The sequence below is a fragment of the Microbacterium sp. B35-30 genome (genome assembly GCF_010634855.1).
Classification (GTDB): Bacteria; Actinomycetota; Actinomycetes; order Actinomycetales; family Microbacteriaceae; genus Microbacterium.
Genome location: NZ_MWLQ01000031.1, coordinates 14953 through 35062, shown reverse-complemented (window position 1 = coordinate 35062; position 20110 = coordinate 14953). Strand labels below are relative to the sequence as shown.

Annotated in this window: 22 protein-coding genes; 7 read left to right on the top strand and 15 right to left on the bottom strand. The window is 71.6% G+C overall.

The window, feature by feature from the left end; genetic code table 11:
• Window positions 1-29 precede the first annotated feature (29 nt).
• The 7 genes from B2K11_RS16570 to B2K11_RS16540 are packed head-to-tail and all read right to left on the bottom strand — an operon-like array spanning window position 30 to window position 6671.
• Complete coding sequence (locus tag B2K11_RS16570) at window positions 30-1673, bottom strand: CDP-alcohol phosphatidyltransferase (RefSeq protein WP_163619879.1); 1644 nt, start codon at window positions 1671-1673, stop codon at window positions 30-32.
• On the bottom strand, window positions 1670-2419 hold the full coding sequence (locus B2K11_RS16565; RefSeq protein WP_163619878.1) for a dihydrofolate reductase family protein: 750 nt from the start codon (window positions 2417-2419) through the stop codon (window positions 1670-1672). Before B2K11_RS16565 ends, B2K11_RS16570 begins: the two co-directional genes overlap by 4 nt.
• Window positions 2416-3351 (bottom strand): lysylphosphatidylglycerol synthase transmembrane domain-containing protein, encoded by a 936-nt coding sequence (locus B2K11_RS16560; RefSeq protein WP_239526177.1) that lies wholly within the window; start codon window positions 3349-3351, stop codon window positions 2416-2418. Before B2K11_RS16560 ends, B2K11_RS16565 begins: the two co-directional genes overlap by 4 nt.
• A gap of 5 nt (window positions 3352-3356) precedes the next feature.
• The gene (locus B2K11_RS16555; RefSeq protein ID WP_163619876.1) at window positions 3357-4199 is read right to left on the bottom strand and encodes an SAM-dependent methyltransferase; all 843 of its coding nucleotides are present in this window, start codon (window positions 4197-4199) and stop codon (window positions 3357-3359) included.
• Window positions 4196-5209, bottom strand: coding sequence for a glycosyltransferase family 4 protein (locus tag B2K11_RS16550; protein ID WP_163619875.1), 1014 nt, complete (start codon window positions 5207-5209; stop codon window positions 4196-4198). Before B2K11_RS16550 ends, B2K11_RS16555 begins: the two co-directional genes overlap by 4 nt.
• Window positions 5206-5601, bottom strand: coding sequence for a 6-carboxytetrahydropterin synthase (locus B2K11_RS16545; RefSeq protein WP_163619873.1), 396 nt, complete (start codon window positions 5599-5601; stop codon window positions 5206-5208). Before B2K11_RS16545 ends, B2K11_RS16550 begins: the two co-directional genes overlap by 4 nt.
• The gene (locus B2K11_RS16540; RefSeq protein ID WP_163619871.1) at window positions 5598-6671 is read right to left on the bottom strand and encodes a zinc-binding alcohol dehydrogenase; all 1074 of its coding nucleotides are present in this window, start codon (window positions 6669-6671) and stop codon (window positions 5598-5600) included. The genes B2K11_RS16545 and B2K11_RS16540 overlap by 4 nt, the downstream gene beginning before the upstream one ends.
• 20 nt (window positions 6672-6691) lie before the next feature.
• Here B2K11_RS16540 and B2K11_RS16535 point away from each other — a divergent pair, with 20 nt between their 5' ends.
• Window positions 6692-7531, top strand: coding sequence for a CDP-alcohol phosphatidyltransferase family protein (locus tag B2K11_RS16535; protein ID WP_204260163.1), 840 nt, complete (start codon window positions 6692-6694; stop codon window positions 7529-7531).
• A 4-nt stretch (window positions 7532-7535) separates the two neighbouring features.
• The gene (locus tag B2K11_RS16530) at window positions 7536-7964 is read left to right on the top strand and encodes a hypothetical protein (RefSeq protein WP_239526172.1); all 429 of its coding nucleotides are present in this window, start codon (window positions 7536-7538) and stop codon (window positions 7962-7964) included.
• Window positions 7965-8051: 87 nt separating this feature from the next.
• Here B2K11_RS16530 and B2K11_RS16525 read toward each other — a convergent pair whose 3' ends face one another.
• The 4 genes from B2K11_RS16525 to B2K11_RS16510 form a co-directional block, all read right to left on the bottom strand.
• Window positions 8052-9422: an MFS transporter gene (locus B2K11_RS16525; protein WP_163619869.1), complete on the bottom strand. Its 1371-nt coding sequence runs from the start codon at window positions 9420-9422 to the stop codon at window positions 8052-8054.
• Between the two features lie 165 nt (window positions 9423-9587).
• Complete coding sequence (locus B2K11_RS16520) at window positions 9588-9821, bottom strand: hypothetical protein (RefSeq protein ID WP_163619867.1); 234 nt, start codon at window positions 9819-9821, stop codon at window positions 9588-9590.
• A gap of 74 nt (window positions 9822-9895) precedes the next feature.
• Complete coding sequence (locus B2K11_RS16515) at window positions 9896-10102, bottom strand: hypothetical protein (RefSeq protein ID WP_163619865.1); 207 nt, start codon at window positions 10100-10102, stop codon at window positions 9896-9898.
• A 97-nt stretch (window positions 10103-10199) separates the two neighbouring features.
• Complete coding sequence (locus B2K11_RS16510) at window positions 10200-10721, bottom strand: SRPBCC domain-containing protein (RefSeq protein WP_163619863.1); 522 nt, start codon at window positions 10719-10721, stop codon at window positions 10200-10202.
• A gap of 97 nt (window positions 10722-10818) precedes the next feature.
• On the opposite strand from B2K11_RS16510, the gene B2K11_RS16505 reads away from it, so the two are divergent.
• The gene (locus B2K11_RS16505) at window positions 10819-11295 is read left to right on the top strand and encodes a helix-turn-helix domain-containing protein (RefSeq protein ID WP_163619861.1); all 477 of its coding nucleotides are present in this window, start codon (window positions 10819-10821) and stop codon (window positions 11293-11295) included.
• A gap of 54 nt (window positions 11296-11349) precedes the next feature.
• On the opposite strand, the gene B2K11_RS16500 is transcribed toward B2K11_RS16505, so the two are convergent.
• The 4 genes from B2K11_RS16500 to B2K11_RS16485 all read right to left on the bottom strand — a co-directional run bounded on the left by B2K11_RS16500 (window position 11350) and on the right by B2K11_RS16485 (window position 14837).
• Window positions 11350-12018, bottom strand: coding sequence for a DUF4166 domain-containing protein (locus B2K11_RS16500; protein ID WP_163619859.1), 669 nt, complete (start codon window positions 12016-12018; stop codon window positions 11350-11352).
• Window positions 12015-12641 carry an SRPBCC family protein gene (locus tag B2K11_RS16495; RefSeq protein ID WP_239526169.1) on the bottom strand — a complete coding sequence of 209 codons (627 nt, stop codon included), beginning with the start codon at window positions 12639-12641 and terminating at the stop codon, window positions 12015-12017. The genes B2K11_RS16500 and B2K11_RS16495 overlap by 4 nt, the downstream gene beginning before the upstream one ends.
• An 81-nt stretch (window positions 12642-12722) precedes the next feature.
• On the bottom strand, window positions 12723-14231 hold the full coding sequence (locus B2K11_RS16490) for a YdiU family protein (RefSeq protein WP_163619857.1): 1509 nt from the start codon (window positions 14229-14231) through the stop codon (window positions 12723-12725).
• 66 nt (window positions 14232-14297) lie between these two features.
• Window positions 14298-14837 (bottom strand): NAD(P)H-dependent oxidoreductase, encoded by a 540-nt coding sequence (locus B2K11_RS16485; RefSeq protein WP_163619855.1) that lies wholly within the window; start codon window positions 14835-14837, stop codon window positions 14298-14300.
• A 132-nt stretch (window positions 14838-14969) separates the two neighbouring features.
• Between B2K11_RS16485 and B2K11_RS16480 the strand changes: the two genes are divergently transcribed.
• Genes B2K11_RS16480 through B2K11_RS16465 form a run of 4 tightly spaced genes read left to right on the top strand, consistent with a single transcriptional unit; the run spans window position 14970 to window position 20099 of the window.
• Window positions 14970-15593 (top strand): flavin reductase family protein, encoded by a 624-nt coding sequence (locus B2K11_RS16480; RefSeq protein ID WP_163619853.1) that lies wholly within the window; start codon window positions 14970-14972, stop codon window positions 15591-15593.
• A complete protein-coding gene (locus tag B2K11_RS16475; RefSeq protein ID WP_163619851.1) occupies window positions 15590-16816 on the top strand; it encodes an LLM class flavin-dependent oxidoreductase in 1227 nt (408 codons plus the stop codon). Before B2K11_RS16480 ends, B2K11_RS16475 begins: the two co-directional genes overlap by 4 nt.
• Entirely contained in the window at window positions 16813-18219 is a 1407-nt protein-coding gene (locus tag B2K11_RS16470; RefSeq protein ID WP_163619849.1) for an NtaA/DmoA family FMN-dependent monooxygenase, read from the top strand. Before B2K11_RS16475 ends, B2K11_RS16470 begins: the two co-directional genes overlap by 4 nt.
• On the top strand, window positions 18216-20099 hold the full coding sequence (locus B2K11_RS16465; RefSeq protein ID WP_163619847.1) for an FAD/NAD(P)-binding protein: 1884 nt from the start codon (window positions 18216-18218) through the stop codon (window positions 20097-20099). Before B2K11_RS16470 ends, B2K11_RS16465 begins: the two co-directional genes overlap by 4 nt.
• Window positions 20100-20110 lie beyond the last annotated feature (11 nt).

The following is a 20110-nucleotide window of genomic DNA, read 5'->3' as shown; positions in this document are numbered from 1 at the left end:
ACCACGAGACCGGTCCTTCCAGCCGTCGCTCACGGAGCAGACCCGAAGGCCGTGAAGAACCGGTCGCGAAAGGCATCCATCCGCCACACCGGCGACTCGGCGGCGGGCCGCAGACCCGGCTCCCAGCCCCACGCTGCGATCGCGTCGAGCACGGCGTGGTCCTTCGTGATGATGCTGATCGGCACGTCGCGACCGGCATCCGCGCCGCTCACGATCGGACCCGGCTGATGGTCGCCGAGCGCGACGACGACCAGGTTCGGGTCATCGACGTTCTCGAGGAACGAGAACATGGCGCCGAGGGCGTACTCGATCGAGAGCCCGTAGAACCGCTGGACGGTCCGCGGGTCCTCCCAGACCTCGTTCGCGGGCCTGCTGGCCTCGGGCTGCCCCGCGAAGATCGAACCGTCTCCGATCTGCGACCACGCCACGAGCTCCGGCAACGGCGCCCATGGCGTGTGAGACGACACCAGGTCGATCTCGGCCATCACCGATGGTTGCCCGGCATCGGCGAGCTCGTGGTCGGCGAAGTGCTTCCACGTGTACTGATCGGGGATGCGCGCATATCCGAATCGGGGCCCGCGGTAGCCGACGTTCGTCGCGTCCAGCAACGTGCCGAACCGGTAGAAGTCCCTGCCGACCGGCCAGTCCTGCGTGTTGGACGGCACGTCGCTGACGGTCCGCCAGCCGGCGGCTGCGAAGGCACCGCTCAGCGTCAGACGGTCGCTGCCCACCACCTCGCTGTAGACCGTCTGCGAATCGATCCAGACTCCCGTCTGCAGCGTCGCGTGCGCGAGCCAGCTCGCACCGCCGTAGGTGGGTGAGGTCAGCCACGCGCTCTCGGCGATGTACCCCTCGGCGGCCAGCGTGTCCTCGCCGCGGCGCAGCAGCGCATTGACGCCGTCCGACACGCCCTCGCCCTCCAGCGCGACCCTGCCGTAGCTCTCGATGAACGCGAAGACGACGTTCTTGCCGCGCAGCGCGGTGAACAGCTCCGCCTCGTCCATCTCGGCGAACGGGTCATCGGCGATCGCCCTGGCGACGACCTCGCGCGCCTGGAGCGCGGCGACGGTGCGCGACACCGCCGAGCCGATGGCACCGGTGGATGCCGCAGCCGCCGACGGGTTCGGCACACCCAGCGGAGGCGCCAGTGCGGCGACGGCGACCCATCCGGCGGTCAGGGCGGCGAGCGCGGCCCGGCCCCGGGCGGCGTCCCTGCGGACCGCGGCGTCCACGCGCAGCGCCGCCCACGCGAGCGCCGCTGCCACCCCCGCGATCAGCAGGGCCGCCGCAGCGACGAGGGCGCTCGCCGGCGCCGCGCCGATGGCGGCCGCGACGACGCCGTACGCGTCGCCGAGCTGCCGCCAATCGAGAGGCACGAAATGGATGCCGAGCGCGGCCTCGTAGCCGACATCGACGCAGGCGAGCACCACCGCCAGGCAGACGAACAGCCCGAAGAGCGCCGCAAGCACGATGCGCGGCCGGGCCCACGGCACCAGGGCCAGCACGAGGAGGATGAGGATCGACTCGACCGGTATCCGGACCAGAGCCAGCACCGACCCCGAGACCAACGCCCCGGGCACCAGCGGCAGGACGAGAAGCACGGCGACGGCCGCGGCGATCGCGAGGCGGCCCGGCCATGCCCGCGACCGCCCGCCGGCAAGCGGACGGCTCACGGACGTTCGGCGGCGACCGGCTCCCGCCCGGCGTCGGCGCTCTCGGGCTCGAGCATGCCGAACCGGTCGGAGAGGGCGTAGCGGAGCAGCACCACGTCGCCGATGCGGCGGGTGTCGGCGAGCCGGGCCCGGCGCGAGGCCGTCCAGGGGAAAGCCCCCGATCGCACGACGCGCGGTGCGCGGTCTTCACCGACGAAGAACGGGGCGACGACGAGGTGCAGCTCGTCGACGAGGTCCGCGCCGAGGAACTGTGTCAGCACGGTGCCGCCGCCCTCGACCATGAGGCTGCGGACGCCCCGATGCGCCGCGAGATCGTCGAGCAGCGCGGACATCATGACGCAGTCGTCGCCGAGCCCGACGACGATCGCCCGCTCGCCCAGCCGTTCCTGCAGCTGCGCCTCCCGGGACTGCGGGCAGTAAACGATCCGCGGCCCCTCTCCCGTCGTGAAGAAGGCGGCGTCGGCTGCCAGGTCGCCGCTGGAGGTCACCGTCACCTTTGCGGGAGACTCCCGGCGCCCGGAGGCGAGCCGGCGTGCGCGCCGCGCAGCATCCCTCACCAGCAGACGCGGGTTGTCTCGTCGCACCGTCGAGGCGCCCACCATGATCGCGTCGTGCAGTGAGCGCACGTCGTCGACTCGGTCGAGGTCGGCCGCGTTCGACATCGCCAGCCGGTGCGGCTCGGCGCTGTCGAGGTAGCCGTCGATCGACATCGCGCAGCTGAGGGTCACGTAGGGTCGCTCGCTCATACGGGTCTCCTCCTCTCGATCATGCTCCTCCGACCAGACGAACGGAAGCGGTCCGCGAGCAGCGCAACGGCACCCGGTGCGACGGCGACCAACGTGAGCACGCCGAACGCCGTGGACACGGCGACGCCGGCGCCCGCACCCAGCCCCGCGAGAGCGAACGCCGCCGCGGCGACGGCCTCGCGCGGCCCCCAGCCTCCGACGCTGACCGGGATCCCCGCAGCAGCGAGCACGATCAGCGCCACGATCGCGAGCTCGTCGGAGTCCGCGTGGACGCCTGCGGCGAGACCCGCCACCACGAACGTGGCGGCGTGCGCGGCGAGGACGATGGCCGAGGCCGCCGTGATGGCCAGCAGCGTCAGGGGCCGCGAGAGCACAGGGCGCAGCATCCGGTACTCGCGAGCCAGCGCGGCGCGCCCGCGCGCGGTGAGCGCCACCGTGGCGACGCCCACGAGGATGAGCAGCGCGACCGCCCCACTGATCCACGCCAACGGGGCCAGCGGCGACGTGAGGCCGAGCGGCAGCAGGATCGCCAGTGTGAGGACGATCTGCACGAGCTGCCCGGCGATACGCTCGGCCGCGACCGCGCGCGCAGCGAGATCGAGGCGGTCGTGCGCGCGCCCCTGGACGTAGGCGCGCTGCACGTCGCCCACGATGCCGCCGGGCAGCACCATGTTGAGGAACTGCGACCGGTAGTACGCCGCGAAGGCGTCGCCCCAGGTGAGCGGCAGCCCGAACCCGGTCGACACCATCCGCCACCGCCAGGCCGCCGCAGCGGTGGCGACCGCGGCGAGTGTGACGGCGGCGACGATCGTCCAGGGCGAGACCGCAGCGAGGCCGTCGAGGAACGGTGCGGCACCGACGACCGCGCCCGTCGCGACCACCACCGCGAGCGCGGCCACGATCCGTGCACCGGACCGCAGACGCGGCGACATGCTCGTCACCCCGGCCACGCCAGCAGGTCCTCGTGCGACACCATCACCCGCAGCCGGCCGGAGGCCGCCTGCGCCCGACGAACACGGCGGTATGCCTCCGCGTCGTCCGCGAGCTCCGGCCGCCATTCGACGGCGGCGTCGATCCACCCGTCCAGCCACTCGGTCGTGAGCGCGCTGTCCCGCCCCTTCAGGCGCCAGGGGGTCGGGCCCCTGCGAACGTGCCATCCCGCGGCGGCGAACAGCTCGGCCGTCGCGGCTACGGCATCGGGTCCCAGCATCCGTCGCCCTTCAGCGTCGCGGCGCTGGTGGTCGTCGAAGGCTGCGCTGATGGCGTGCTCGACGGCATCCAGCCGCGCGGACGGGCGCAGCGTCACGGCGCCGGTGACGGTGAGGCTGAAGAGCGCAGGAGTGCCCGCGGCGACGCACGCGGCGACGATGTGCGCAGCCTCGGCACTCGTGATCACATCGAGCAGAGCGGATGCCGTCACCGCCGCTGCGCCGTCGAACGCCTCCCTCGGCAGCTCTGCGAGGTCTTCGACGACGACGTCGGCGTCGATCCGGCTGCCGTCGGCGTCGACGACCGCATCGAGATCGAGATGCTCGACGATGTCGGCGTCCCCGTCGCGCAGCACCCAGCGCTGCCGGCCCGGGAGCTGCGGTGCGAGCCAGCGCGTCATCGATCCGGTGCCCGCGCCCAGGTCGTGGAGCACGAGCGGCGCGGCCGCGCTCGCGCGACGGGCAGCGAGCAGCCGGCCGAGCTCGCGGGCGAGCTCCGTCGACCGCGCGGCGTCGTCGGCCGGCGCCCGCAGCGCGAGCCAGCCGGGTGTCGCCGTCGAGATCGAGGTCATGCCGCCTCCAGGGCGTCGGCGACGCGAGCGACGGCGTCGCTCCATGTCGGCAGGGTGGCGCGGGCCGTGAGGGCCTCGTGCCTCAGCCGCGCCCGCAGCGGCGGGTCCGACATCCATGCCTCCAATGCCCCGGCCAGCGCGGCCGGGTCGTCGGGCGGCACGACGAGGCCGCCCCCGCCGGTGAGAGCCTCGGGAATCCCACCGGTCTCGGCGCCGATCACGGGCAGTCCCCGCGCCCGGGCCTCGCCGATCGCCATGCCCCAGCTCTCGACACGGGACGGCGCGACGAGCAGCGCGCTGCGCTGATAGGCCTCGGCGAGCGCGTCGTCATCGAGGACACCGGCGATCCTGACCCTCCCGTCGAAGGCGGCCGCACGGTCTGCGATGGTCGCCGCGAAGTCCGGGAACGACTCGCCCGATCCCACGACGGCGCAGGTCCAGTCGGCGGTCGGCAGCCGCGCGAGCGCATCGAGCAGCGTGTCCTGCCCCTTGTGCGGCGCCAGCACCCCCACGCAGAGCAGGTCGTTCTCTCCGAGCGGCGTGACGGCGTCGGCCCGGTCCACGCCGGGGACCGCGACCGTGATCCGCGAGGGATCGGCCAGCCCTCGCCGAGCCAGCTCGTCCGCGGTCCAGTGACTCGTCACGACCACGGCGCGGGCGACCGCCAGCGCGCGTCGCTCGGCGTCGGCCGCGGCATCCGTGGCATCGGGGAAGGCGGCGACCACCATGTGCGCGAGCAGCACCAGACGCAGGCGCGACGCATGCTCCTCGAGCGCCGCGGGCGCCCATCCCCCGACGAGTCCGTCCACCAGCACCAGGGCACCGTCGGGGGCGTCACGGAGAGCGGATGCCGCAGCCGCCGCAGCCGCCGCCTCCTGCGTCGTCACCGCCCAGCCGCGGGCGCGCAGTCCGTCCCGGATGTGCCGGTCGTACACGTTGCCGCCGCTGACGCGGCGCGGGTCGTCGACCCCCTCGGGAACGAGGAAGCGGACCGAGGGTCCGCTCGTCACAACGCCACCTCGTAGGAGGCCCAGGCGACATGGGACTCGTGCAGGGTCACGGTGATGCCGGTCAGGCGCGACGCGCCGACCGCGCCGTCGCGCACACGGGCCGCGAGGCGGTCGCCCACGATCTGGCACAGCCGCTCGGTCGTCGTGTTCAGACCTTCGAAGTCGGGCTCGTCGTCGAGGTTGCGGTACGTCAGGGCGCCGACGATTCCGCGCACCACATCGCTCGCGCGGCCGATGTCGACCACGACGCCATCGGCGTCGAGCTCATCGGCGCGGAAAGTCGCGTCGACCAGGAAGGTCGCGCCGTGCAGCTGCTGCGCGGGGCCGAAGACATCGCCGCGCAGGCTGTGGGCGATCATCAGATGGTCGCGGACGGTCACGCTGAAGGTCACTTCGACTCCCTTTCGTCGCTCAGCGCCTCACCGGCGCTGCTCCAATCGATCGTGTGGCACAGTTCGCCGGCGGTGCCCGCGGCGAGGGAGGCGGTGATCTGGGGCAGCTGGCGCCACGACGATCCTCCACCCAGCAGCAGGTCGAATGCGGGATCCTCGAGCAACCGGAGCGCCACGGCCAGCCGCTCGCGGGTGGTGCGCCTCGCCCGGCGACGCGGTGAGACGGCGCCGACCTGGCTGGAGCGGATCGTGATCCGGCGCGAGTGGAAGTCGGCGCCGAGCTCGATCGGCACCGCGCGGCTGCCGTACCAGCTGGCCACGACCACCTCGCCGTCGGTGGGTGCCAGGCGCAGTGCGAGCTCGAGTCCCGCACCACTGCCGCTCGCCTCGACGACGACGTCCGGCTCGAGCAGCTGGTCCGCTGCGTCCGAGCCGAGCACGAACTTCACGCCGAGCGCTCTGGCGATCGGCGCCTTCGCCGGATCGATGTCGACGAGCGTGACGTCGGCGCCCGGGATGCCGCGCGCCACCCGCGCGACGGCGCACCCGATCATGCCCGCGCCGACGATGACCACCCGGTCGCCGATCAGCGGCCGGGCGTCCCACAGCACGTTGACCGCCGTCTCGACCGCACCGGCCAGCACCGCCCGACGGGGCGGGACGGACTCCGGCACGGGAACGAGCGCATCCGCCGCGACCACGAAGCGGGACTGGTGCGGGACCAGGGCGAACACCGTGCGGCCCTGCAGCGGTGCCGGGCCCTCCTCGACGGTCCCGACGTTGAGGTAGCCGTACTTCACCGGGAAGGGGAACTCGCCGTCCTGGAACGGCGCGCGCATGCGGGTCCGCTCCGACTCCGGCACCTCGCCGCGTGCGACGAGCGCCTCCGTGCCACGGCTCACACCGGTCCAGAGCGTCCGCACCGCCGCCTCGCCCTCGGACGGGCGTCGCAGTCCTTCGGACCGGAACTCGCCCTGCCCGGGGCCGATCGTCCACCAGGCGATGGCGGAATCCGGAGCATCACTGTGAACCGCGGCGGGTATCTGCGTCGTGTTCCCGGTGACCGCCATGAGGAGTACACGGAGCGCGCATGGGAAAAGTTCAGTGGTCGCACGGGCTTCTCGCCGCGTGGGCTCAGCCGTGGTGGTGGGTCGCGGCCGGCACCGTGGGCCTCTTCGCGATCGGTGCGGCCGTGCCGCTGTCTCCGACGGCCGTGATGCTGGGGCTCGGCTACCTGGTCGTGTCGACGCTGCTGCTGACCGTCGCGCTCCGCCGTCGGGGCGCCGGACGGTTCGGGCCCGCGAACGCGGTCACCGCGACCCGCTCGACGCTCGTCGGCCTCGTGACCGCGCTGACGGTCGCCTCACTCGAGGGCACGACCGAGCCCACGCGGCCGGGGGTTCCGCTCGACGCGCCGGCGGCGAGTGGAGGGGCCGTCGGGACCACCGTCCTGCTGGTCTCGCTCGTGGCCTGCGCGCTCGCGCTGGACGGGGTGGACGGGTACGTCGCGCGCCGTACCGGCAGCGAGAGCGAGCTGGGCGCCCGGTTCGACATGGAGGTCGACGCATTCCTGCTCCTCGTGCTGAGCGTGTACGACACGCGGTATGTGGGCTGGTGGGTGCTCTCGATCGGTCTGCTGCGCTACGCGTTCGTCGTGGCGGGCGCGCTGCTGCCCTGGATGCGCCGGACCCTGCCGCCGCGGTACTGGCGCAAAGTGGTGACCGCGGCCTCGGGCGTCGCCCTCGCCGTCGTCGCGGCGCAGGTGCTGCCGCCCACCGCGGACCTGGCCGTCGCGGGCGCGGCGCTCTTGCTGATGCTCGAGTCGTTCGGCCGGGACGTCGCGTGGCTCGTGCGGATGAACCGCAGCAGCCGCACCCTCGTTTCCCTTGAGAAGGCGTCGACGACCTCACCTCCACCGGAGAGCAGGTAGGACCATGACCGAATCCACAGAGACCACGGTGCGCGTGCTCTGGACCATGCGCATCCTCAGCGCGATCGCGCTCCTGGCTGCGGGCGGCATCCACCTGTACCTCGTGTTCAACGGTGTGGGCGGCATCCTCGGGGTGATGTTCGTTCTCAACGCCGTCGCCGCGCTCGTGCTCGCGATCGGGATGCTGGCGCTCCACGGCCGCCTGCTGCAGCTGGCGACGGTGCTGAGCCTGCTGTTCCTCATCGCCACGCTGCTCGCGCTCATCCTGGCCCTGACCGTGGGGCTGTTCGGCATCACCTCCACCTGGGACTTCACGCTCGTGCCCGAGACCGTCATCGTCGAGTCCATCGGCATCGTGATCCTGGCGATCACGACCGTGCTCGTGCTGCGCCGGACCCCGGCCACGGCAGGGACGAGGCGGCAGGGCGTTTGAGCCGCCGACGGCTGCTCGCCCGGCTCGAGGCGGTGGAACGCCCCGCCACGACGTGACGGGGCGTTCGACAGTCCGAGGACCCGTCGATCAGGCGGAGGTGGACACCTTCTCGGCGGCCAGCTTCTCCTCGTCGAGGCGGTCGAGATCGTGCAGCGACGATCCCTTCGTCTCCCGCATCGACAGCGCGGCGATGAGCGTGACCGCCGCGGCGATCGCCAAGTAGACGGCGACCGGGACGTAGGAGCCGGTGTTCGCGAGCAGCGCGGTGGCGATGATGGGTGCCAGCGAGCCCGCGACGATCGACGTCACCTGGTAGCCGAGCGAGACGCCGGAATACCGCATACGAGTCGGGAACATCTCGGACATGATGGCGGGCTGCGGTGCGTACATGAAGGCGTGGATGAACAGGCCCAGGCTGATCGCCGCGACGATGATCACGGGATTGCGCGTGTCGAACATCGGGAAGGCCACGAATCCCCATGTCGCCGCGCCGACGGTGCCGATCAGGTACACCGGCTTGCGGCCGAGCCGATCGGTCAGGCCGCCGATGAGCGGGATGACGATCATGTGCACGATGTGCGCGATCACCAGGAGCCCGAGGATCTCGGACGTGTCGACCTCCAGGGCGACCGCCAGGTAGGTGATCGAGAACGTCACGACGAGGTAGTACATGATGTTCTCGGCGAATCGCAGGCCCATAGCCGTGAGCACGCCGCGCGGGTAGCGCCTGATCACCTCGAGCACACCGAAGCGCACGGCCTTGGACTGCTCGACCTGCTTCTGGACCTCGACGAAGATCGGCGCGTCGGTGACGCGTGTGCGGACGTAATAGCCGACGGCGACGATGACGACTGAGAGCCAGAACCCGACGCGCCAGCCCCAAGCGAGGAACTGCTCCTCGGTGAGCGTGCGGCTCAGGACGAGCAGCACGACGGTGGCCAGGAGGTTCCCGATCGGCACCGCGGCCTGAGGCCATGATGCCCAGAAGCCGCGCGTCTTGTTGGGCGAGTGCTCAGCGACGAGAAGGATCGCGCCGCCCCATTCGCCGCCCACCGCGAACCCCTGCGCGAAGCGCAGAGCCACGAGAAGGGCGGGCGCCCAGTAGCCGATCGTGTCGAAGGTGGGCAGGCACCCCATGAGGAACGTGGCGATGCCCACGAGGATGATCGCGAACTGCAGCAGCTTCTTGCGCCCGTACTTGTCGCCGAAGTGGCCGAAGACGATACCGCCGAGCGGCCGGGCGATGAAACCGACGGCGTAGGTGACGAACGCCGCGATGATCGGGGCGTACGGGTCGTCGGACGGCGGGAACATGATCTTGTTGAACACGAGCGTCGCTGCCGTGGCGTAGAGGAAGAACTCGTACCACTCGACGACGGTTCCGGCCATCGAAGCCGTGACGACCCGGCGCAGACTCGACTGCTTCATCGTGTCTGGTGATTGCTGCGTGGATGCCATGCGCTGATACCTCCTTGTAAAGCGCGGACACGGCTGGGGGAAGCCGCTCTGCGGGACGATACCTGACGCGCGATTCAGGTTTCAAGGGGTCCCACGCGGTTGTGGATGAGAAGTTCCGCGGAACTTCTCATTCCGGGCCGGGACAGCGCTCCTTCGCCTCGACCCTCACTCCCACGAGGCGACGAGCACCCACTGGCCGTCCACCTCTTCCACGTCCATGACGCACGTACGGTGGTCCACGTCGCTGCGCGCGGTGAACCGCCAGCTCTGGAAGAGCAGTCCGCCGTCGCAGCGGGTCGGAGTGTCGATGATGCGCCAGCGCTCGCCGTCGACCACCAGGCGAACCGGCCGGTCGCGTTCGCACCAGACCTGGACATCTTCTCGACTTGCCATCCTCATGACGTCCTCCTCGATCGAATCTATGTTCGATCTTAGGACGCCTGCAGGGAGGCCCGCAAGACGGGGCGACGACCTCAGGCCGTTGCGGAGCCGGCGTCGGCGCTCGCCTCGACCGCGGCGAGATGGATCGCAGCGACACCCTCGCGCAGCGCGCCGACGGGAGCTTCGACGGTCTCGTAGTGGGACGTGAACCCGTTCTCGTCGACCACGGTGATCGTCACCAGCACGTGGCCTCGACGCGGCAGCTGCGACGAGGTACGAGCGAGTCTCTTGGTCTTCATGTCGCCTCCGCGTCTCACCGTAACGGGAACCGCCGACACCCGCGCACCACGTGCCCGGGCGCCGGCGACTCGATACGGCGTGTCGCGCGCCAGACCGCTACCCCGCCGCGCTCGATGCGGCCGATGCAGCCACCTGACGGTGCAGCTCGTCGTGATCGTCCGCCGTCAGCGCCTCGTCCCCGCCGAAGACGTACGGAGCGCCCCGCCCGGTCTCGATCAGCGCCTTGAGGCTGCCGTTCACGAACATGCCCCAGGCGTTGGTGCAGACCTCGTAGCACTCCTCGTCGGCGGTGAGGCCCTCATGGGTGAAGACGACCTGGGTACGGCCATCGACCTCGGCGATGTCGAACCGCACCGTGCTGCCGTTCCATTCCTGCTTGTCGGCGACGAAGTCGAGGTGGCTGCCCGTCACCAGCCAGGCGACACGACTGCCGGGCTCGAGCGCGGTCACCCGGAAGCCGCTGTAGTGCAGCCCCGGGACGACGTACACGAACTCGTCGTCGACGGCCGTCGTCGAGCCGGTGATGCGTCCCCACCAGCGGGAGACGTCGTTGATCGCGTCGAACGCGGCCCGCCGCGACGCGTCGACGGTGATCGCGGTGGTGAAGTTCCCAGTCATGTGCATGCTCCTCTGCGTGCTGATCGGCGTGGACTTGCGTGATGCAAGCGACCATAGCGTTGGGTGCTTGCATCATGCAAGTGCTAGATTCGGACACATGTTGGGCAAGACGTACGACTCCCAGGTGTGCTCCATCGCGCGATCGCTGGAACTGGTCGGCGAGCGGTGGAGTCTGCTCATCATCCGCGACGCCCTGTTCGCAGGCGTGACGCGGTTCGGTGACTTCCAGCACAACCTCGGGATCGCCAGCAACGTGCTCGCGTCCCGGCTGGAGTCGTTCGTGGCGAGCGGCATCATGGACCGTGCCGGCGCCGCCGACTACGTCCTCACGCCGAAAGGCCACGACCTCGCGGTCGCGCTCATCGCCCTCACCGAGTGGGGAGACGAGTGGGCGTCCTCCGTCGAGCCGCCGATCCTGTACCGGCACTCCCCCTGCGACGGAGCGGTGCACGCCGCCGCGGCGTGCGAGACGTGCGGCGTGGTCCCGGCCGACGAGATCGGCATCCGCATCGGCCCCGGCATGCCGCCGGAGTACCTGGCCGCACGACGGGGCGGTGCTCGCCCGAAGGCATGAGACGGATGCCGCGGCAGCAACTCCGAGCGCTAACCGGAGTTCACGCGGCCTGAGTCAGGTGCGCGCTTCGTGCCGGCGGGGCTTGAGGCGCGCCGGTGCGTCGGCTGCCGGCATCCATTCGCACTGGAAGCTGCCGCGATAGCCGAACAGGAAGCCGAACCAGCGGTTGTGCACCTCGAGGTCGACGTGGAACCGCTCGTCGGCGTCGTCGTAGTACTCGCGCAGGCGCGCGCGGCCGCTGAAGAGCATCGGAAACCGGAAGCCGATCGGGCCTTCGTAGAAGCGCTGCGCGCCGGAGGTCAGCAGCAGCCCGCCTCGTTCGTCCACGCGCAGCTCGAGATCGACGGCGAGGTGCTGGTGCGTGCCGAGATAGTCGACGACCCGCCCGTCGTCGAGGATCATCGTGGCGTCGAATCTGCGGCGGCGAGAGCCGATGCGGTACTCGCGGACGAACGTGACGGTCTCGCGTCCGAGCGGGTCGCGGTAGGGGTAGTTCTCGATGACGAACGGGACGTCGATGCCGGTGTCGGGGATCAGGATGTTGCGCAGCCGCCCGATCTGCAGGAAAGGGACCGTCCACCACGGACCCCGCCGGATGGTCGTCATCACTCCCCGCCCGACGCAGGCCTCTGCCACGTCGAGGCCGACGCCGAAGCGCCGCTTCATCATCGGATGCAGATGGTCGAAGTCCTCGCCGAGCGCGCGCTCGAAGATGGAGGTCATGCCGCGGCTCCCGGGTCGGGCAGAGCCGCCAGCGTGGCGGGTGCGTCCTGCAGATGGTCGGCGCGGCGCCGGCCGGACGCCGGTGCGCGGCGGCAGCGGGCCGCGCGTGGTCGATCCGCGCGCCACCACCACACCACGCTCCACAGCGGCCATCGCTCAGGCGGAACGCCGGTCTCCAGCCAGATGCGGAGCCGGTCGAAGCTCCACGCCGTGGCCCATCCGAGCAGGGGGCGGACGACGACGTCCAGGATGCCCCAGCCCGGGCTGTAGTCGTACCCGGTGACGAACGCGATGCCCCGCTCATGCCGCATGTAGCGCCAGTATCCGCGGCCGGCCCGGATCGGCGACAGCGGATCGTCGGTGTGGAAGCGCAGCGCCGACGTCCGCGCACCGTCCGCACGCTGCGTCTCGCCGATGCTCACACCGGTCCCGCGGATGCTGTGCCCGGGCACACGGCGCTCGTAGGCGAAGGTCGTGGCACCGGCATCCGTCACTCCGTCCGGCGTGATCCGGGTGAACCTGACATCCCACCGGACGTGCTCGGCGGGGTTCTGCGTGGCGGTCCACACGGCCTCCAGGTCGGCGGCGATCACCGTCTCCACATAGATGCCGCTACGACCCACACGACGACGCTACGACATCGTGGCCACCGCGGACGGGCCGGGACGCGGATGCCGGCGCGCCGAGCGCCCCGGGCGACGCTGTCACGTGCCGCAGAAGGTGCGGTGCCGAGGCGTGCCCTCGGGCGCCGGGTCGGCGAAGCGCCGGTGCTCGCGTCCCGGACGCTCGCGGAACGGATCCCGGACCAGCGCGAGCAGGCGTTCGAACGGCTCGAGGTCGCCATCCGTCGCCGCCCGCAGTGCCTCCTCGACGAGATGGTTGCGGGGAATGTAGACCGGGTTCACCGCGAGGATGAGCGCGGCATCCGGTCTCAGCGAAGCCCACCGGCGGAGCCACGCGTCGAGTTCCGGGATATACCCCAGGAACCGTCCGCGCAGGGGACCCTCGTCGTCGTCGGCAGCTGCCGCGAGGTCTCGCCAGAAGCCGGTGAAGTCGATCTCGTGCTCGGCCAGAAGGTCGAGTGCGGCCCTCGCCAGCTCCCCGGCGACCGCGAGATCGACCCCCGCCGAGAGCCCGAGCTTCTGGCGGAACACGCCGGCCCAGCTCTCGCGGTACCGCGCGTCGAAGGTGTCGACGATCTCGGCGCTCACCTCCGCCGCCGCTGCCGGATCGGCGGCCAGCAGCGGCGAGAGCGCCTCGCCCAGCCGCTCGAGGTTCCAGCGCATGATCGACGGCTGCCTGTCGTACGCGTAGCGGCCCTCCCGGTCGATCGAGCTGAAGTGCGCCCCCGGCTCGTAGGCGTCGAGGAACGCACACGGACCGTAGTCGATCGTCTCGGCGGCGACCAGCACGTTGTCCGTGCTCAGCACGCCGTGGACGAAGCCCACGCGCATCCAGTCGGCCGTGAGTGCGGCGACGGCATCGACGATCTCACCGAGAAGCGCACGATACGGATGCGCGGCGCCGGCCGCCCCGGGGTAGTGGCGCGTGATGACGTGGTCGGCGAGGCGTCGCAGCAGCACCGGGTCGTCCTGCGCGCGCACATACTCGAACGAGCCGAACCGCACATGGCTCGCCGCCGTGCGCGCGAGCACGGCGCCCGGAAGCACGCGATCCTCCCACTCGCGCGGAGCGCCGGTGGCCACGACGGCGAGCATGCGCGTCGTGGGCACACCGAGCGCGTGCATCGCCTCGCCCATGAGCAGCTCGCGCAGCATGGGCCCGACGACCGCGAACCCGTCGACGCGCGACATCGGCGTCGGTCCGATGCCTTTCAGGTGCACGTCACGGAGGCGTCCGTTGCGGTCGTGCCGCTCGCCGAGGAGGGCTGCCCGTCCGTCGCCGAGGATCGGCTGGAACCTCCCCCACTGATGGCCGGCGTACACCTGCGCGACGGGCGCGGTGCCTGGGCGGTGCGACTCCCCGGTCAGGACGCGCACGCCGGCCGCCGATCGGAGGAAGGCGGGATCGAAGCCGAGATCGTCGGCCAGTTCATCGTTGAATGCCAGCAGGCGCGGCTGCACGGTCCGCGCCGGCGAGACCGCGCGGGAGAGCTCCGGAAAGGCTTCGGCCCAGACCCGCTCGAGCGCCGGCGGGCCGGTCTGGTCGACACGCGCGGCGTCGATGCCCGCCAGGGTGACGGCATCCGTCATGTCATTGCTCCCGCTATCGAAGGTCGCCGACGCGGCGGCGAGGCCGCGACACGGGCGGCGCGCCGCTCATCGCACCCCGGCGGCGCCGGCCTCGACGCTCGGGGCTCCCAGTGCGCCGGCGAGCGTCGGCCACTCGGCGTCGAGCCACTCGCCGACGATCTCCGACCGGCGACCGACGTCGCCTGCCGAGAAGGCGATGCCCCGCGTCGGCGTGGAGGCGCCGAGCTCCACGAGGAGCGGCCGCAGACCGTGCTCCACCGCGAGGGCGTGCGTGGGCGCGCCGATCGTGAGCAGCGGGACCGCCGTCACGCCACGCAGTGCGCCGGCCTCATAGCGATCGAGGAACGCCTTGAGCAGCCCGGTGTACGTCGCCTTGTACGTGGGGCTCGCGACGATGAGGACGTCCGCGTCGGCGACGCGTCGCGACAGCGTGTCGACGGCGTCGTCGGGGAAGCGGAACAGTGCGTCGGCGACGCCCGCCAGGTCGATGGTCTCGCTCACGTCGGCGCCGGAACGGGCGGCGATCTGCTGGGCCACCTCCTCGGCGACGAGACGCGTGCGGGACGACGGCTGCGGGTTGCCCACGAGGACGACGATGTGCGACATGTCGACCATGCAATCGCACCGCAGCGCGTCCGGGTGCGGTCAGCCCTCGTGTGCGCCGTCATGTGAACGCGCGTTTCCTCGTGTTGCACTCGGTCCGGGCGCCACCCCCGGACCCGTGTCTACCGTCGTGCCATGACCGCTTTCCCCAGAGCCTCCGCCGCCGATCAGCATCCTTCGACGCGATCGATCGGCAGTGCGATCTCCCCTGCGGAATTCCGCTCGCTCTTTCGCGGGCACCCCAGCGGCGTCGCGGTCATCACCGCGACCGGACCTGACGGACCTGTCGCGCTGACCGCCTCGTCGGTGTCGTCGGTGAGCGCGGATCCGCCGCTCCTGGTGTTCTCCGTGTCGGCGATCTCGTCGGCGACACCCACCATCCTCGCGGCGGACTCCGTCGTCGTGCACCTCCTCGACGCCGACGACATCGACCTCGCCAGGCTCGGCGCCACCAGCGGTGTGGACCGCTTCGCCGACGCCGGGTCGTGGGCTCCGCTGCCGACGGGCGAGCCCGTGTTCCGCGGGGTGCGGGCCTGGGTGCGCGGCGCCGTGGTCAGTCGCATGGATGCCGGAGGGTCGACCGTGATCGCCGCGCACGCGGTACAGGCGCACATCGCCCGCGACGCCGGCACGGCGGCGGAGGGCGACGCGCTGGTCTTCCACAATCGCGCGTGGCACCGGCTCGGCGAGCACTCGCGAGTGGACCACGCGCACCGCCCACACCCCGCAGAGCCGAACGTGAGGAACCGACGACCGTGACCGAACAGGTGCACATCGCCCTTGCCCTGGAGCGCGCGGGATGGCATCCCGCGGCCTGGCGCGCGCAGACCGCACGACCGCATGAACTGACGTCTCCCGTCTACTGGCGCGATCTGCTGCGCACGGCCGATGGCGCGGGCCTCGTGCTCGCGACGATCGAAGACGCGCTCTCGCTCGCCGATCGTTTCGAACCGACCGACGGCCTGCGCCGTGACCGTGTCCGCGGACGCCTGGACGCCGTGCTGCTCGCGTCGTACCTCGCTCCGCTGACCAGCCGCATCGGCCTCGTGCCGACCGTCACCACAGCGCACCCCGAGCCGTTCCACGTCGCCACGGGCATCCAGACCCTCGACTTCGCAAGCCGGGGCCGCGCCGGGGTGCGCCTGGTAGCCGGGGCATCGGCTGCCGAGCGGGCGAACTTCGGCCGACGCGCGACGGGCGTCGATGCGCTCCCCGCGTCCGGCCGGGTCGAGGACTCCCCCGAGATCGCCGCCGCGTTCCGCGAGGCGGGCGAGTTCGCCGACGTGCTCGCGCGGCTCTGGGATTCGTGGCTGGACGACGCCGTGATCCGGGATGCCGAGTCCGGCCGCTACGTCGATGCCGACCGCGTGCACAACATCGACTTCGAGGGCGAGTTCTTCTCGGTCACGGGGGCCTCGATCGTGCCGCGATCGCCTCAGGGCCGCCCCCTCATCACGGTGCTCGCGCACCAGACGGTGCCGTACCGCCTCGCCGCGGAGCACGCCGACCTCGTCTTCACGACGCCGCACAGCGCGGACGACGTCGCCGCGATCCGCACCGAGGTCAACACCGCTGCGGCCGTACTGCGCAGCGATGGCCGTGAGCGCCTGCGCGTCTTCGCCGATCTGCTCGTGCTCATCGAGGACACGGCCGATGCCGCACGCCAGGCCGCGCGGCGGCTCGACGACCTGGCCGGAGCCGAGCTCGCCTCGGACGCGCGCATCGTCATCGGCACTGCGGGCGACGTGGTCGACGAGATCGTCGCCCTCGCCGGAGCCGGGGTCGACGGCATCCGCCTCCGCCCTGCGCGCCAGCCCGCGGACGTCGCCGCCATCGCCGAGCAGGTGGTGCCGCTCGCCCGCGCTGCGGGTGTGCTGCGCGACGCCGGCCAGAGCGGCACGGCCGGCAGCGGCACGCTGCGCTCGCGACTGCAGCTGTCGCGCCCCGAGAGCCGATACGCCCGAGAGAAGGTCGCCCTGTGAGCCTCCCCCGTCAGATCCACCTCGCGGCGCACTTTCCCGGGGTCAACAGCACGACGGTCTGGACCGACCCGTCTGCCGGAAGCCAGATCGAGTTCGACTCGTTCGCACACTTCGCCCGCAATGCCGAGCGCGGACTGTTCGACTACGTCTTCCTGGCCGAGGGCCTGCGGCTGCGCGAGCACAAGGGGCGCGTCCACGAGCTCGACGTGCTGGGGCGCCCGAACACGCTGTCGATCCTTGCCGCTCTGGCCGCGATCACCGAGCACGTCGGGCTGGTCGGCACGCTCAACACGACGTTCAACGAGCCGTACGAGCTTGCGCGGCAACTTTCGACGCTCGACCTGCTGTCGGGTGGCCGCGCCGGGTGGAACGCGGTGACCAGCTCGGATGCCTTCCACGGCGCCAATTTCCGCCGTGGCGGCTACCTGGACCACGCCGACCGCTATGAGCGTGCGCGGGAGTTCGCCGACCTCGCGAAGAAGCTGTGGGACTCGTGGCCCGAAGACGCTCCGCGGGCGGATGCCGGATCGGGGGTGTTCCTGGACGAGGACGTGCCCGCGCGGGTGCGGCACCGCGGATCCCAGTTCGACGTCGACGCGCTGTTCGACGTGCCGCGCTCGCCCCAGGGCCGGCCCGTCATCGTGCAGGCCGGCGACTCCGCCGACGGGCGTGGCTTCGGTGCGGAGCACGCCGAGGTCATCTTCTCGCTGCATACGGAGTTCGAGGCGGCGCGGGCGTTCTACGACGACGTCAAGGGGAAGCTGCCCGCGTGGGGCCGCGACGAGGAGTCGCTGAAGATCCTGCCGGCAGCGACCTTCGTCCTCGGCGACACCGAGCAGGAGGCACAGGAGCGCTCGCGCGAGATCGCGCTCGCGCAGGTGCGACCCGAGGTCGCACTGACCTATGTCGAGCAGGTGTGGGGTCGCGACCTCTCGGGCTACGACCCCGACGGTCCGCTCCCCGACGTCGACCCCGACACCGGGTCCGAGACCGCTCGAGGCTGGGCGAACCGTCACGCCGCCGTGCGGGCCCGGATCGCGAAACTGCGGGAGCTGTCGGATGCCGAGGGTCTCAGCATCCGGGATCTCGTCATCCGCCTCACTGCGACGCACACCTTCGTCGGCACGCCACAGCGCATCGCGGCCGAGATCGACCGGTACGTGCAGGAGCGCGCGACCGACGGCTTCACCGTCGTCGGGCACCTCACCCCGCACGGGCTGGACGAGTTCACCGAGCGCGTCGTGCCGCTGCTGCAGGAGCGCGGCTCGTACCGGCAGTCGTACGAGGAAGGTGCGACCCTGCGGGACCTGCTCGGGCTGCCCGCACCCCGCGCGACTCGGCCCCTCACGACTGGGCCCCTCACGACTGTGCCCTTCACGACCCCGTCGCTCGCGACGCGATGACCGACCGCGCGCGCCTGCTGCTCGTCGGGGCCGGCCCGCGGGCGATCATGCTCCTCGAGCGTCTGCTGGCGCGCACCGACGAGCACACGCTGCTCGACATCGACCTCGTCGATCCACACCCGCCCGGCGCCGGCCGCATCTGGCGCCGCGCGCAGTCGCCGCTGCTCAAGCTCAACTCGATGACGCGCGACGTCACCGTGTTCACCGACGACAGCTGCACCATCGACGGCCCCGTGCGTCCCGGCCCGTCGCTGAACCAGTGGCTCGAGCTGTGGCGCGTCGGCGAGTTGCCCGACGTCGACCTCGACGAGCTGTCGGAGGCAGAGGCGCGGGCGCTGGGTCCGGACGGGTTTCCGACCCGGCGCCTGCACAGCCACTACCTGGACTGGTTCTTCCGCACCACGGCGGCGAGCGCGCCGGCCGGCGTGACCATCCGGCAGCATGCCGACACCGTGGCCGCAGTGCGGCCGACCGCCGATGGACGTCACCTCGTCGTGCTGGCGACCGGCTCCGAGATCGTGACGGATGCCGTCGCCTACTGCCTCGGCCACACCGAGCGCGACCTCGACCCGGCGACCGCGGCGCTGGCCGAGGCATCCGCCCGCCACGGGCTCGTGTACGTGCCGCCGGCGTTCACCGCCGACGCCGACCTCTCGGTGATTCCGGAGGGCGCGGACGTCATCGTGCGCGGCATGGGCCTGGCCGCCGTCGACCTCGTCGTCCTGCTGACCCAGGGGCGCGGCGGACGGTTCGACCGGGCAGGCGACGGCGGCCTGCGCTACCTGGCCTCGGGGCGTGAGCCGCGGCTGCACCTCGGCTCACGCCGGGGCGTCCCCTACAGGTCCAAGGTGACCTCGACGCTGCAGGGCGATCCGCCGCAGCGCGAGGTGCTCACGCCCGACGCGGTCGCGGCGCTCGCCGCGTCCGGCCACCCGATCGACTTCGAGCGTGACGTCTGGCCGCTCGTCGCGACGGAGCTGCTCCATGGGCACTATCGCGAGCTGTTCACGGGACACCCCGACAGGGTCTCGACTACGTGGACGGAGTTCCGTCCCGTGCTGCGCGCCCACCCGTGGGACTCGTCCGCGCTCCGCGAGGCGATCGCCGCGGCCGTTCCGGAACCGCTGGACCGGTTCGACGTCGCGGCGTTCGACCGGCCACTCGCCGGTGCGCGGTTCCTCGACGAGGAGGACGTGCAGCGACAGGTCAGAGCGCACATCGCCGACGACCTCCTGCTGCGGACCACCGAGGAGCGCAGTCCCGCGCAGGGCGTCTTCATCGCCGCGCTGCTGTCGTTCATGGCTCTCTCGGAGATCCCGAAGGAGCGCTGGAACGCCCGGTCGCGGGCGCACAGCCTGCCCGTGCGCTGGCACACGTTCTTCAGCTACCTGGCGAGTGGACCGCCGCCACACCGGCTCGAGGAGCTGCTCGCGCTCTCGGACGCCGGAGTGGTGCGCTTTCTGGGACCAGACATCGAGGTCACCGTCACCGCGAACGGGTTCGCCACATCCAGCCCTCGCGTACCCGGCAAGACGGTCGCCGGGGCGCTCGTCGACGCGTGGCTGCCTGCGGCCGACGCCGCACTGAGCACGAACGAGGCGCTGCGAGAGCTCGTGACGGTGCACGGCAGCGAGCTGCGGGTGACGGATGCCGAATACGACGGCTCGCTCGGACGTGTACGCGTCAGCGACGACGGGCAGGTCCTGCGCCGCGACGACACGGCTCACGACACGCTGTTCGCCACCGGGCCATTCACATCGCTGACCGAGGCGGGTGCATTCACGCGCCCGAACGCGGACTCGCTGTCGCTGCGGCAGACCGACCGGGTCGCGGGTGCGATCGCGTCGCGCCTCGGGGTCGCCGTACCCGTCACCCCCTGACCCTCCGCCCC

Coding starts and splice junctions, on each gene's coding strand:
- B2K11_RS16565 (WP_163619878.1), bottom strand. CDS start 2,419: ATGAGCGAGCGACCCTACGTGACCCTCAGCTGCGCGATGTCGATCGAC.
- B2K11_RS16560 (WP_239526177.1), bottom strand. CDS start 3,351: ATGTCGCCGCGTCTGCGGTCCGGTGCACGGATCGTGGCCGCGCTCGCG.
- B2K11_RS16555 (WP_163619876.1), bottom strand. CDS start 4,199: ATGACCTCGATCTCGACGGCGACACCCGGCTGGCTCGCGCTGCGGGCG.
- B2K11_RS16540 (WP_163619871.1), bottom strand. CDS start 6,671: ATGGCGGTCACCGGGAACACGACGCAGATACCCGCCGCGGTTCACAGT.
- B2K11_RS16535 (WP_204260163.1), top strand. CDS start 6,692: ATGGGAAAAGTTCAGTGGTCGCACGGGCTTCTCGCCGCGTGGGCTCAG.
- B2K11_RS16530 (WP_239526172.1), top strand. CDS start 7,536: ATGACCGAATCCACAGAGACCACGGTGCGCGTGCTCTGGACCATGCGC.
- B2K11_RS16525 (WP_163619869.1), bottom strand. CDS start 9,422: ATGGCATCCACGCAGCAATCACCAGACACGATGAAGCAGTCGAGTCTG.
- B2K11_RS16520 (WP_163619867.1), bottom strand. CDS start 9,821: ATGAGGATGGCAAGTCGAGAAGATGTCCAGGTCTGGTGCGAACGCGAC.
- B2K11_RS16515 (WP_163619865.1), bottom strand. CDS start 10,102: ATGAAGACCAAGAGACTCGCTCGTACCTCGTCGCAGCTGCCGCGTCGA.
- B2K11_RS16510 (WP_163619863.1), bottom strand. CDS start 10,721: ATGACTGGGAACTTCACCACCGCGATCACCGTCGACGCGTCGCGGCGG.
- B2K11_RS16505 (WP_163619861.1), top strand. CDS start 10,819: ATGTTGGGCAAGACGTACGACTCCCAGGTGTGCTCCATCGCGCGATCG.
- B2K11_RS16500 (WP_163619859.1), bottom strand. CDS start 12,018: ATGACCTCCATCTTCGAGCGCGCGCTCGGCGAGGACTTCGACCATCTG.
- B2K11_RS16490 (WP_163619857.1), bottom strand. CDS start 14,231: ATGACGGATGCCGTCACCCTGGCGGGCATCGACGCCGCGCGTGTCGAC.
- B2K11_RS16485 (WP_163619855.1), bottom strand. CDS start 14,837: ATGTCGCACATCGTCGTCCTCGTGGGCAACCCGCAGCCGTCGTCCCGC.
- B2K11_RS16480 (WP_163619853.1), top strand. CDS start 14,970: ATGACCGCTTTCCCCAGAGCCTCCGCCGCCGATCAGCATCCTTCGACG.
- B2K11_RS16465 (WP_163619847.1), top strand. CDS start 18,216: ATGACCGACCGCGCGCGCCTGCTGCTCGTCGGGGCCGGCCCGCGGGCG.